Source organism: Chryseobacterium sp. c4a (assembly GCF_009900745.1).
GTDB lineage: Bacteria > Bacteroidota > Bacteroidia > Flavobacteriales > Weeksellaceae > Chryseobacterium.
Window position 1 is genome coordinate 83798 of sequence record NZ_WXVU01000017.1, and the last position, 13684, is coordinate 97481.

The following is a 13684-nucleotide window of genomic DNA, read 5'->3' on the forward strand; positions in this document are numbered from 1 at the left end:
TTTTTAATACATATTTTAATATATTTACATTAAATATCAACGATATGTATAAAAGACTATTTTTTGCAAGTCTATTCCTTACAGGCTTATTCAAATCACAGACAACCACCATGACAAATCTGATTTCAGATGCTGTATATTATGATGGCTATGCTGCAACGGTAACCACACCGGTTCCCACCGACCTGATCAGACTTGGAAATACCAGATACGCAAGGAAACTTACAGATACAGAACTAGATTCCTTTAAAGCAAAAATTGCCATGAGAGTAACCATTGGAGCTCTATGTGATAATTATGACCGATTGGGAGAAGTTTTTCTTGCTCTGGTTCCTAAAAACCAGTCAACTTATACCATGAATGATGCGAATGTAAAAAGAATTGAAGCTGCCCGATATATTACTCCGTTCATGAACAAAAACCGTTCTCCAATAGAAGTTCCTTACACCTACGATATCAGCAACCTGTACAGCGTGTTCCATAATACGGAATTGCGAAATGCTTACGACATGTATATGGAGCTTGATGTTTTTGGAGTACCTTATGCTGCACAAACACAAGTTGCAGGATGTACAGGCAGAATTGATGTTTTTTCAGGGAATCTAACTTTCTTTTCAACAGATATTGGAGCCAACCCTACCGATTATAATACATTGACTCCCATATTAACCTATAATAAACTCAATAACTATAATAGTACTGACACCACTGGAGAAACGGTAAGACTTGTCACTTTCAACCTTCCCGCCGCTGTTACCAATGCTAATTTTGTGGTAATCTCTACACCTCACGGTGCCAATGCAGGCGGTGAAGAATATATAAGAAGACAAAACTACACCTATATAGATGATGTACAGGTACTCACCTATACCCCAGGAGGAATATCATGTGAACCTTTTAGAGTATACAATACACAAGGTAACGGAATCTATGGAACTGTACCCAAATCTTTTGAAGACTGGACCTCATGGAACAACTGGTGTCCTGGAAATGCTGTTCCTATCCGTGGGTTTACTTTAACAAACATGACTGCAGGAAATCACACCCTAAAACATACTATCCCTACTGCTGTTTTTAACGGACAACAAGGAGAAGTATACTTATCTGTTTATATGCAGGGAAAAAGTAATGCAACATTAAATGTAAAAGATGTAAAAACCATAGATGTTAGCATTTACCCCAACCCGACAACTGATTTTGTGACTATAAAATCGAAGGAAGATGTGGCTTCTATGACTCTTTTCAGCATAGATGGAAAGAAACTGACTGAAGTTCATAAAGAAAATAGGATCAACCTTTCATCATATAGTACAGGAGTTTACTTTTTAAATATTGTTCTGAAAGACGGAACTACTTTCAAGCATAAAATCATAAAAAAATAATCACTTATTAAACTCATAAAACAGTTAATAAAATAATAAAAAACCCTTCTTTGACAAAAATCATTGAAGGGTTTTTAGCATCATAAAAATTGATAAATATTTAAAAAGGAGAAGTTAAATTTTCTGAAACCCATTATGATCCTTTCAAAATTCCATGTAAAAAGAAAATAATAAATAATGTGTTTTTATGGCATTATGGAACTTTTACTTTAATCCTTTATCCAAAAAATTGTCATTTCCAGTTTATTAAACTATTTTTGGTGATTAAAATTTCTGCAAAATGAATTATCATTTTCAAGCACATAGACAGGTGAGAAGAAACCTTTTAGATATCCTGCAAAACACGTCCCACGAGGATCTTCTGCTGATTCCGGATGGCTTCAACAACAATATTTACTGGAATATTGCTCATACAGTTGCCACTCAACAGCTTTTGCATTATTATCTGAGCGGAAATCCTTTCCGAATTGATAAATATTGGATTGAAACTTACAAAAAGGGAACTTTACCTAATTTAAATGTTCAAAAATCGGAGGTAGAAGACCTGGAGTTTTTACTCACAGAAACCTCGAAGATTTTAATGAAGGATTATGACAGTGATTTCTTTTCAGATTACACTCCCTACACCACAAGTTTCGGGATGGATTTGAAAAGCATTCAGGATGCCATTATCTTTAACAACATGCATGAAAGCCTGCATTATGGATATGCAATGGCGCAGAAAAGAGCAATTTTAGGAGAAAAATATTAGTAGGAAGCGGGAAGAAAGGAAGCAGGAAATTTGAAGTGGAAATTATCCACGAATCACCTACCCCGAATCCCGATAACCTTAAACATAAAATTTTAGACAAATCAATGAAAGACGATTTTATTTTCGGGCTACGTCCCGTGATTGAAGCAATTGAAGCGGGAAAAACGATTGACAAGATCTTTGTGCAAAATGCACTTCAGGGTCCTATTTATGCTGAACTGAAAGCCATTTTAGCGAAAAATAAAATCCGTCCCAATTATGTTCCGGTTGAAAAACTGAACCGTTTTACAAGAAAAAACCACCAAGGTGTGGTTGCTTTTATTTCGGATGTTCCGTTTCATAAAGTGGAGGATCTTGTACCACAATTATTCGAGGAGGGTAAAACTCCTTTCCTACTGATTCTGGACAGACTTACAGATGTAAGAAACTTTGGTGCCATCTGCAGAACAGCAGAATGTGTAGGAATAGATGCTGTTATCATTCCTGAAAAAGGAGCAGCACCTATTAATTCTGATGCAATTAAAACTTCTGCAGGAGCTATTTATAACATGAAGATCTGTAAAGAAAATAATCTTGCTCATGTTGTAGATTTTCTTCAACAAAGTGGGATTACTGTATTTTCAGCATCTGAAAAGGCTCAAAAATTAATCTACGATGTAAACTTCACAGAGCCATGCGCTATCGTAATGGGAAATGAGGAAACAGGTATTTCTAAAGAAGTATTGCACCATTCTGACGAAAAAATAAAACTTCCTATTGAAGGAAAAACTCAATCTTTAAATGTTTCTGTAGCATGTGGAGCCATTCTATATGAAGCGGTAAGACAGAAGAGTTTGAAAATAAATTAATTCGATACCACAACACTTAAAAAAATTAGAAAATGAAAAACATAGCAGCAATAGCGCTATTATCATCTATAGCACTTGTATCTTGTAAAAAAGAGACGGCAAAAATCACGAAAGTAGATCCAAAAACAGGAAAAACAGTTACTGTAGAAGTTCCTGCTGATTCTGTAGCAAAAGTTGCAGAAAACCCAGCAATCAGAGACTCTGCGGGAATTGTTACACAGACTTTCAAACTTGAAAAAGGAAAAACTTACCCTCTTACTACTTACCAAAGAGATGTAAAGACAATGACCGATCCTCAAGGAAAAACGATTACAGCTACTACAGAATCTACAGATGAGATGAATTTTACTGTAAACGATATCAAAGGAAATGTTTACGAAATGACGCTTAATCTTGTTTCCAAAAGAAGCTCTCAGTCTGCACAAGGTAAAACCGTTGTAGTGGATACTAAGCTGGCTATTCCAAAGGAAGACGAACTTAAAATGATCTGGAATGTCAATAAGGCACTTACGAGTAACAAACTTGATATGAAAATGGATACTAAAGGAAATGTACTTTCTATTACAGGTTTTGATGCCGTGTATACTAAAGTTGCCACTGCAGTAGGTACTCTTATTAAGGATGCTAATGAAAAAGCAAGTGTTGTAGCAAGTCTTAAAGAATCTTTTAATGAAAAAGTATTAAAAGATCAATTCAATAAAAACCTTGTTATCATTCCTAAAAAAGGGGTAAAAGTAGGTGAAAAATGGACAACTTCTGAAAATGCAGATCCAAGCGGAAGCATCAAGGTAACTTCAAACTATGTATTAAAGAGCCTAGGAAACGGAACTGCTGAAATTGCTGTAACCGGAGGTATTCCTAAGAAAACTGAAAAGAAAAATCAAGGGCCTATTACTCATAGCATGAGCAGTGAACTTGTTCAGACAGGAACCATTAAGTTTGACGAAAATTCAGGATGGATTACCAACCAAAATATTAATGTAAAAGCTACGCAGGTAGAAACTATTTCAGACGGAAAACAATCCCAGTCTATGAAAAGTGTTTCTAATTCTTCTGTAATGGTAAATCCTTCTGCAAAGTAATTGATATAATCTAAAAAAAAAACTAATAACCAATAATGAAAAACCTTTTTTACGCCGCTTTATTTTTATTCCCATCTTTAATGTATAGTCAGATAAATTTTGAAAGGGGATACATCATTAATGAAAACGGCGAAAAAATAAATGTCTTAATCAAAAACAATGATTGGAACAATAATCCAAATGTTATTGAATATAAAACAAATGAGAATGAAAAAGTAAATCAGTTACAAACGAAGAATTTAAAGGAATTTTCTGTCGGAAATGTTAAATACCTGAAGGCGAAAGTAATGATAGATCGCTCTTCTTCAAACTTAAATAATTTATCTGATACCAGAGAGCTTAAAAATAATGAAGAGACTCTCTTGTTGAAATCTTTGGTGGAAGGCAAGATCAATCTGTATCGATATAATGATGGAGCAGTGAGTCGCTTTTTTTACAAAAAAGAAAATGAGGATACTTTTCATCAATTAGAATACAAAGAATATTTAAATTCAAATAGAATAGAGAAGAACGAAACCTATAAAGAACAATTAAAAAAGGAGTTTTCTGATAACGGAACAATCACAGGTAACGATATTGAAAGACTAGTATATACAGAAAATAAGCTTAAGAAAATCTTCGTTCTTTATGATGGTTTGAGTACTGTAGATACAAAAGATAACAGTAAAATTAACTTTCATATCTACTTAAAACCCGGAGTTGGATTTTCAAATTACATTATACGAGCACCTGAGGGAATGACCAACGTAGGAGAATATAAAAAGAATGGTATTGCCTATCGTTTTGGAGTAGAACTTGAATATGTTTTGAACTTTAATAAAGGAAAATGGGCCATCATTTCAGAACCTGCTTTCCAAACAGCAAATTTTAAAGTGAATGATTACAACAGAAGAAATTTTGAAATAAAATATTCTGCTCTACAAATACCATTAGGATTTAAACACAATATGTTTTTGAATCAGAAATCAAAAATTTATATAGCAGGACTTTTAAATTTTGATTTGATATTAAACAATGATGTATACAATGTAGATAATGTCTCTATATCAGCAAACGGAAGAGTTGCTCCAACATTTGCTGCAGGCTATAATTATGATAAGTTCGGAGTTGAAGTAAAATGGGGATCTGTACCTTCTTTTTCTTCCCAATATTATGGGCAACCTGAAAAACTAAATATGAATGGATTTAACGTATCCTTATCATATAAGCTATTTTAAAAAAATAAAATTATGAAGTATATTCTTGAGTTAGTACTCTCTGCAATTATTATTTTCTTTGTCTGGAATATTCTGAAAAGAATTTTCTTTAAGACATTTTATGGTTATCGTTTCAACAATAACAATCAACAGGCAAATAAGCATGAGGATATACACAACTCGAATAAGAATAATAAAAATCTTAAATGGGATGCAGAAACCGTAGACTATGAAGAGGTAAAAGAGAATAATGAGAAAAGGTAACAAAAATTCAAGAAATAAAAGATAATAACCAGCATGGCAAAAAATAAAAACTTAATTTATATTGCAGCTTCATTAGTAGTATTTATAGTTTTAGCATTTTTATATTCCACTCCTGTATTTTCAGGAAAACAGCTTTTCCAGCATGATATTGTACAGTATAGAGGAGGAGCAAAAGAACTTCTAGACTATAGAGCTAGCACAGGAAATGAAACGTATTGGAGTGACTCCATGTTTGGGGGAATGCCGACTTATCAGATGGGTAGCCAATTTAAAGGCGATATCATCAAAAAAATTGACAGCAACCTGAACTTCCTGCCAAGACCGGTCAATTATCTGTTCCTGCTTTTTGCAGGTTTTTTCCTTTTGGGAATGGTAGTCGTTAGAAACTGGAAATATGCTCTATTAGGAGCAACCTTCTTTGGGCTTTCCACCTATTTCTATATCATTATTGCTGCGGGACACAATGGAAAGGTAAATACCATTGAATATTTTGCCCCTCTTTTAGCCGGAATACTACTGGTTTACATCCGAAAACAATACATCTGGGGATTCATTGTGACTACCCTTTTTATGGGGCTTCAGATTGCAGCGAACCACCCACAGATGACTTATTATCTGTTTCTTGCCCTAGGATTCCTTTTCCTTTCTGAGTTGATCAGAGCAATCCAGAAAAAGACTCCTATGAAACATTTCCTTATTTCTTCAGGAATCATCGCAGCATCTTGTATTATTGGAGTGGGAATGAACTCTCAAAGAATAATGGCTAATTCTGAATATGTAAAGGAAACCGTTCGTGGAAAACAAATCTTAACCAATGACAGCCATACTTCAGGAAAATCCGGAATGGATAAAGAAAGTATGCTCATGTGGAGCTATGGGCAACTGGAAACATTAAACCTTTTCATTCCAAGATTAATGGGTGGTGGAAGCCAGGAACCGGAAGCCAAGGAAATGATGAGTAAAGTACAGGAACTTGTGCAGGAAAATGTAGGCTCACAAGCTGAAATGGACAGGATTTCAAAAGGATTCAGTGGAATGACATACTGGGGAGATCAACCAGGAACTTCAGGCCCTGCTTATCAAGGAGCAATTGTATGCTTCCTTGCGGTATTAGGATTCTTCTTTGCATGGAAAAAATACCGTTACTGGATTTTGGGAGCTTCTATCCTAACTATTTTATTAGCTTGGGGAAGTAACTTTATGCCACTTTCTGATTTCTTTATTGATTACGTTCCGTTTTACAATAAATTCAGAGCTCCATCGTCTATTCTTGTCGTAGTAGAATTGTTATTTCCTTTAATCGCTATTTTAGGATTATACAGATTCTTCACGGACGAAAAACTAACAGAAGAATACAAACAAAAGATACTGACCTATGTAAGTGCAGGAACATTAGGACTATTATTAATTCTTTTAGTCTTTGGTAAATCATTGCTAGGATTTTCGACAGCAGGTGAAAAAACATATTTCCCTCCTTTCCTTCTTGATTATCTAGTAGATGAAAGATATAAACTATTTAAAATAGATGCTATAAAGGCATTCATCTATGTAGCAATTACTGCTGTGGCTTTATTCCTTAGCTTAAAGAAAAAACTGAATTCCAATATTGCATTGGTCGTTATTGGGGTAATAAGTTTATTTGATCTATGGACAGTCAACAAACGTTATCTAAATGATGACAACTATGTAGACAAAATCTTTGCTGAAAATCCGTTCCAGACTGAAAGCTCAGATCTATTAGCTGAAAAGGTACAAGGGAATCCAAATCTTGAATCTATTTTATCGACAGTAAATGTCAACAAGACCCTAGAAACAATTGCTGATAAGGATAAAGCTCACTACAGAATTTACAACCAAACGTTGGGAGTCACCAGTGAAACCAATACCTCTTACTTCAAGGCTTCTATCGGTGGATACCATGCCGTAAAACTGAGAAGATATGATGATGTATTGAATGCTTATATCAACAGTATCGATAGCGTAAAAACACCAAAAGTACTCAACCTACTGAATGCAAAATATATGGTTTTTGGAGGACCGGATCAGCCTCAGGTTGTTCCCAATCCTAAAGCCAATGGAAATGCATGGTTTGTAAGCGATCTTAAATTTGTAGATACTCCAAACGAAGAAATTAAATATATTGGGGAAGTTGACAATAAGAAAACGGCTGTCATTGCATCTTCTGACAAAGCTTATTTTAGTAATAAACCTGTTCAGGCAGATTCTACGGCATTCATCAATTTAACGAAATACCAGCCTAATGAGCTAGAATTCAAATCTCAGTCGAAAACACCTCAATTGGCCGTTTTCTCTGAAGTGTACTACCCTCATGGATGGAAGGTTCTTGTAGATGAAAAAGAAGTACCTTATATCAAAGCAGATTATTTACTTCGTGCAGTACATGTTCCTGCAGGAAGCCATCATATCAGAATGGTATTTGAGCCGGAAGTGATTGAAAAAGGAAAATGGATCTCTCTTCTAAGCTTCGGACTATTTATCGCTTTGGCTGCTTTTGGAATTTTCTGGATGAATAAGAATAAGAAAAAAGAAGTCCTGATCGAACCGACTGCCTAATCTTAAACATTGTACTTTGTCATTCCGAATGGAGCAAAGCGCAATGAAGAATCTCAAATTAAAATGGAATGAAGAGCTATAGTGAGATTCTTCACTACGTTCAGAATGACAAATGAATTATAGACGATTCATAAAAAATGGAACAAAAGAAAATATTAATTATCACCTATTACTGGCCTCCTGCGGGAGGCCCTGGTGTTCAAAGATGGTTGAAGTTTGCTAAATATCTGCCTGATTTTGGATGGGCACCTGTTATCTATACCCCAGAAAATCCGAGTTATCCATTGGTGGATGACACTCTAATGAAGGATGTTCCGAAAGATCTTGAAATTGTCAGAACAAAAATCTGGGAACCGTATCAATTGGCTGAAAAACTTAATAAAAGCAATAAGAAATTCAAAGCAGGTCAATTTGATGTAGGAAAAAATCAAAGCTGGAAATCTAAACTTTCCATATGGGTAAGAGGAAATTTTTTTATTCCTGACGCACGAGTTTTCTGGGTAAAACCCTCTATTCAGTTTTTGGAAAAATACCTGAAAGAAAATAATATTGACACCATCGTAACTTCAGGGCCACCTCACTCCCTTCACTTGATTGGATTAGGTTTAAAAGATAAATTACCCCATCTTAAATGGATAGCAGACTTTCGTGATCCATGGACGGAAATCTCTTATTACAAACATCTGAAGCTCACCAAAAGTTCAGATAAAAAGCATCGTCAACTGGAAAGTGCAGTCTTCAAAAATGCAGATATTACCCTGGCAACAAGTTATACAGATGCTGAAAACTTCAGGAAAGCCGGAGCTAATGCAATTTGTATTACAAATGGTTTTGATGAAAGTGATTCAGGCGAAAAAGCAAAAAAACAAAACACATCCAATAAGACCTTTGTTCTAAGTTATATTGGAGTTCTGGAACAGCTTAGAAACCCTGACAATCTTTGGAAAGCATTGGATGAATTGGTAACGGAGAATACAGAATTTGCTAACCATTTCAGCTTAAAATTTGTAGGACGAATTGATGATAAAATTCTTCAATCTCTAGAAAGTTCAAGTCTGAAAAATCATATTCTGAATCTGGGATATCTGTCCCACGGCAAAGCGGTAGAAGAAATGCAGACTTCAGAAATGCTGTTGATTACAAACTTCCCCAATGAATCTTCAAAAGGAATTATTCCCGGAAAAATATTTGAATACTTGGCATCCGGAAAACAGATCCTTTCATTTGGTCCGGGTCAGGCAGATGTTGCTAAAATTCTGGAAGAAACTCATGCAGGAAAACATTTCAGCTATAATGATTCTGAAACCGTTAAAAAATTCATTCTTGAGAAATTTGAGCTTTGGAAAAACGGATCCCTTTCTGAAAACACTCAAAAAATTGAACAATTTTCCAGAAAGAATCTAACCCAACAACTCGTTGGAATTTTATAAAGAAAGGAAGCTGGAGGTAGGAAGTTATAAAATGACAAAATCTATTTTATAACTGAAAAAAACTTCCAGCTTCTAAGCTTTTATATTGTCCATTGGTCATTCACCACGGCAATCAGATAGTATTTTCCTTGAAATTCTTCAAATACCAAGCGAAGTGTTTTCCAATCCATTTCGCCATTCTTTTCCGTTCCTTTGATATAGTTTTCCGTAAAGTCTTTCTTAGGATAGATTTTCTCAAGGTTATTCAGAGAATTTCCACCCGCTATAAATTTATTCAGAGCGTACTGAGAAGTCGTAAAATCAGCAGCGAAAACCCACTTTCCAAGATAATCATTGACTGTGGTTTTATAAGGATCTCCGGAACCGTCATGAGCTCCCCAGGTAAAAAGTGTTTTTGTAGGTTGATATTTTTCAAATTCTTCTTTAGAAAAATGCTTGTCCGCTTTTGGATCTATAAAAGCATACATGGAAAAACTAATTCCTTTTTCAGGATGAATAAATGAAGCAAAAGTTTTATAATCTTTCGCTTTTAAAGCCTGTAAAACCTCATCATTTACCTTTTTAAGCTCTCCTTCTTTCTTAATTTTTTCTTTAGCAATTGTTGCACTATCCTGTGGCTTTACCCGAGTGATCGTATCAATCTCACTGGGAACCGGTTTACCAGCCTCTTTCTTACAAGCGACCACTAAACTTAGCACAACCATTGAAACAAGTAGTTTTTTCATATCTTCTATTTTTAAGTGAGTATAAAAACACCAAAACTGATGCCAATGCGAAGTGAGAGATACGAGGTGCGAGGTGCGGAAAGCGAGTTTACCATGTTCACTGTTTATTGATAATCTTCATTATTTCAATAAATATTTTCTCTCAATTACGTTGTATCTTTGAGGTATGGAAATTTTGGATATTCTCATTATCGGAGCAGGGCCAATTGGTATCAACTGTGCCATTGAAGCTCAGAAAAATAATTTGACTCATTTAATTATAGAAAAAGGAACCATTGTCAACTCACTTTACAATTATCCTTTATATATGCGATTCTTTTCAACTGCTGAGAAATTGGAAATTGATGGTGTCCCATTTATTTCCACCGCACCGAAACCGGGAAGACAGGATGCTTTAGAATATTATCAGGGAATTGCCCGACAAAAGAATCTGAATATTCATCTTTATGAAAAAGTGCTGAAAGTATCCAAAACACTTGATATATTTGATATTGAAACAACCAAAGGAAAGTATAAAGCCAAAAATGTAGTGATTGCCACTGGATTCTATGATATTCCTAATCTTATGAATATTCCTGGTGAAGAGCTTTCAAAGGTTAAACACTATTATACAGAACCTTATCCTTATGCAAAACAGAAAATTGTTGTGGTAGGATCCAGCAATTCAGCAGTAGATGCAGCTCTTGAAACCTATAGAAAAGGAGCCGAAGTAACAATGATCGTTCGTCATTCCGAGATTTCAAAAAGTGTAAAATATTGGGTAAAGCCAGATGTTGAAAACAGAATAGCAGAAGGAAGTATCAAAGCCTACTTTAATGCAGAAATGGTAGAAGTTCGAGAAAATTCTGTGATTTTCAGGGATGAAAATAACAATAAGCACGAAATTGAAAATGATTTCGTATTGGCTATGACTGGTTATCTTCCCGATTTTGAATTTCTGAAAAACTCCGGAATTGAGCTCAATGGAGACTGCCTAAACCCATTCTACAATCTTAAAACAATGGAAACAAATGTTCCGGATCTCTATCTTGCAGGGGTTGTCTGTGGTGGAAAGGATACTCATCTTTGGTTTATCGAAAATTCCAGAGCCCATGCAGCATTGATTGTTAAGAATATAAAGAATGGAGCAGATAACTTACATTAAGTTATTCCCAAAAAGCTTTTCTTAGTGGAGTAAATCTAAAACATTTCTACATTTTAAATAAAATCTGGATCATCAATTTTTTTAATATTAATGAAAATAAAAACATCAATCATTATCTGTTTATTATCTGGCCTTTTCAATGCACAGAAAAACAATTTATCACCATCAAAACCTGCTACAGATATCTACTTTGGAACTGAAATAGTGGATGAATATCGAAATTTAGAAAATTTGGATGACCCGGAGACTCTTCGTTGGATGAAGTCACAAACAGCCTATACCACTTCTGTTCTTGATCTTATCCCTAAAAGAAACTATTACCTTGAAAAAAGAACAGAGCTTGATAAAAGACAGGGATATTCTGTTTCAAATCTAAATATTACAGATAATAATCAATATTTTTATCTAAAGAAAAAGGGTGATGAAAAAGTTGCTAAGCTGTATTACCGGGACGGGTTTTCAGGAGAAGAAAAACTACTTTACAATCCTGTTGATTACAAAAGCAGTGAACAAAATCACAGTTTTGTCATCAATTATATAAGCCCAAGCCGGGATGGTAATACCATTGTTATTTCTATGTCTGAAAAAGGAAATGAATTAGCAGATGTCATTATTATGGATGTGAAAACAAAATATATTCATCCCCAGATTATTACCAATGCATCACCTTCTACCTTTGACGGAATAAAATGGATTGATAATAATAGATTTTTCTATGTTGCTTTTTCCACAACTGATCCGAAATCTCAGGACTTTTATAAAAATACACGAACAGTTCTTTATAAAGTAGGAACAGACCCAAAAGACATAATTGAGGTTTTCTCAGCTAAAAACAATCCGGATTTACAGATCACCCCAAGCCAATTTCCAATGATTTTGAATTTTGGCAGTGATGATCAATATTACATTGGAATGATCGTAGATTATCAGACTTATAGAAAGACATTCATCATTCCTAAACAAGACTTACTGGAAGGTAAGAAAAATTGGAGCCCACTTTACGATTCGAGTGATAAGGCAAAAAACTTCCGTCTATTGAATGATAAAGCTATTTTTCTATCAGCGTATAACGCAACTTCTAATAAACTCTGTAAAACAAGCATTGACAATCTGAATTTTAAAGATCCGGAAGTGCTGGTTCCGGAAAAAAAAGATGAAATTATTAAAGGTTACCAAGCAACAAAAGATGGTATTTACTATACCACCACTAAAAACGGAGTGGAAGCTAAGTTATATCTTTATAAAGACGGAAAAGATATTGCTATTCAACTTCCATATCCTTCAGGAAATATTAACTTAGAAAATATAGGGAACAATTTTTCTGATATCTGGATAACATGTTCCGGATGGGCTAATGAGGAGCAGCGTTTTAAATATGATGTAAAAACCAATACCTTCAAAGCTGAAAATCTTACTCCTGTTACAGAATATCCTGAATTTACCGATGTAGTGGTTAAAGAAATCACCATAAAAGCAAGGGATGGAGAAGAGGTTCCGGTTTCTTTGATTTATAATAAAAATCTCAAGAAAAATGGTAAAAACATGACCCTCATCGACAGTTATGGATCTTATGGGGTATCCACTTCCCCATTTTTTGCGAAAACGTATTTATTGTGGGTTAATCAGGGGGGAATGGTTGCAGTAGCTCATGTAAGAGGAGGCAGTGAAAAAGGTGAAAAATGGCGTTTAGCAGGCCAGAAGGAAACCAAACCTAATACCTGGAAGGATTTAATTGACTGTACAGAATATTTAATAAAAGAAAAATATACATCAAAAGATAAAGTTGCCATTTGGGGAGGCAGCGCGGGAGGTATAGCTGTAGGCAGAGCAATGACAGAAAGACCTGATCTGTTTAAGGCTGTTATTGCAGAAGTAGGCTCACTAAACACTATTAGACAAGAGGTTACACCTAATGGACAGCCCAAAGAATTTGGAAGTGTGAAGGATCCAAAAGAATTTAAATCGGTATTAGAAATGGATTCATTTCATCATATTAAAAAGGGAGTAAAATATCCAGCAACATTTGTTACAGGTGGTATCAATGACCAAAGAGTTATTGTATGGGAACCTACAAAATTTGCGGCCAAACTAATGGCTAACAATACATCTGATCATCCTGTATTATTAAAAATAGACTTTGAAGGAGGGCATGCAGCCAATGTTCCAATCACACAGCGATATGCTACTCTGGGAGACCTGTTCACTTTTGCGTTCTGGCAATTGGGGCACCCTGATTATCAGCTAAAAGACAATTCAAAAAAGTAAAATTATTTGCTTTTTGATGAATC

Annotated in this window: 11 protein-coding genes; 10 read left to right on the forward strand and 1 reads right to left on the reverse strand. The window is 34.9% G+C overall.

Going from position 1 to position 13684, the window contains the following annotated elements:
• Positions 1-44 precede the first annotated feature (44 nt).
• The 8 genes from GTR01_RS19440 to GTR01_RS19475 all read left to right on the forward strand — a co-directional run bounded on the left by GTR01_RS19440 (position 45) and on the right by GTR01_RS19475 (position 9527).
• Positions 45-1382, forward strand: a complete 1338-nt coding sequence (locus GTR01_RS19440) for a peptide-N-glycosidase F-related protein (RefSeq protein WP_160139419.1) — start codon at positions 45-47, stop codon at positions 1380-1382.
• 280 nt (positions 1383-1662) lie between these two features.
• Positions 1663-2133, forward strand: coding sequence for a DinB family protein (locus tag GTR01_RS19445; protein WP_047487264.1), 471 nt, complete (start codon positions 1663-1665; stop codon positions 2131-2133).
• 104 nt (positions 2134-2237) lie between these two features.
• On the forward strand, positions 2238-2981 hold the full coding sequence (gene rlmB / locus GTR01_RS19450; RefSeq protein WP_160139420.1) for a 23S rRNA (guanosine(2251)-2'-O)-methyltransferase RlmB: 744 nt from the start codon (positions 2238-2240) through the stop codon (positions 2979-2981).
• A 32-nt stretch (positions 2982-3013) separates the two neighbouring features.
• Positions 3014-4063 (forward strand): DUF6263 family protein, encoded by a 1050-nt coding sequence (locus tag GTR01_RS19455; protein WP_160139421.1) that lies wholly within the window; start codon positions 3014-3016, stop codon positions 4061-4063.
• Positions 4064-4098: 35 nt separating this feature from the next.
• On the forward strand, positions 4099-5280 hold the full coding sequence (locus GTR01_RS19460) for a hypothetical protein (protein ID WP_160139422.1): 1182 nt from the start codon (positions 4099-4101) through the stop codon (positions 5278-5280).
• Positions 5281-5292: 12 nt separating this feature from the next.
• Positions 5293-5523 (forward strand): hypothetical protein, encoded by a 231-nt coding sequence (locus GTR01_RS19465; RefSeq protein WP_160139423.1) that lies wholly within the window; start codon positions 5293-5295, stop codon positions 5521-5523.
• Between the two features lie 33 nt (positions 5524-5556).
• Positions 5557-8097, forward strand: a complete 2541-nt coding sequence (locus tag GTR01_RS19470; RefSeq protein WP_160139424.1) for a YfhO family protein — start codon at positions 5557-5559, stop codon at positions 8095-8097.
• A 137-nt stretch (positions 8098-8234) separates the two neighbouring features.
• Positions 8235-9527 carry a glycosyl transferase family 1 gene (locus tag GTR01_RS19475; RefSeq protein WP_160139425.1) on the forward strand — a complete coding sequence of 431 codons (1293 nt, stop codon included), beginning with the start codon at positions 8235-8237 and terminating at the stop codon, positions 9525-9527.
• 80 nt (positions 9528-9607) lie between these two features.
• Here GTR01_RS19475 and GTR01_RS19480 read toward each other — a convergent pair whose 3' ends face one another.
• Positions 9608-10252: a hypothetical protein gene (locus GTR01_RS19480; protein WP_160139426.1), complete on the reverse strand. Its 645-nt coding sequence runs from the start codon at positions 10250-10252 to the stop codon at positions 9608-9610.
• Between the two features lie 166 nt (positions 10253-10418).
• Between GTR01_RS19480 and GTR01_RS19485 the strand changes: the two genes are divergently transcribed.
• The gene (locus GTR01_RS19485; protein WP_160139427.1) at positions 10419-11396 is read left to right on the forward strand and encodes a YpdA family putative bacillithiol disulfide reductase; all 978 of its coding nucleotides are present in this window, start codon (positions 10419-10421) and stop codon (positions 11394-11396) included.
• A 90-nt stretch (positions 11397-11486) separates the two neighbouring features.
• Positions 11487-13661, forward strand: a complete 2175-nt coding sequence (locus tag GTR01_RS19490; protein WP_160139428.1) for a prolyl oligopeptidase family serine peptidase — start codon at positions 11487-11489, stop codon at positions 13659-13661.
• Positions 13662-13684 lie beyond the last annotated feature (23 nt).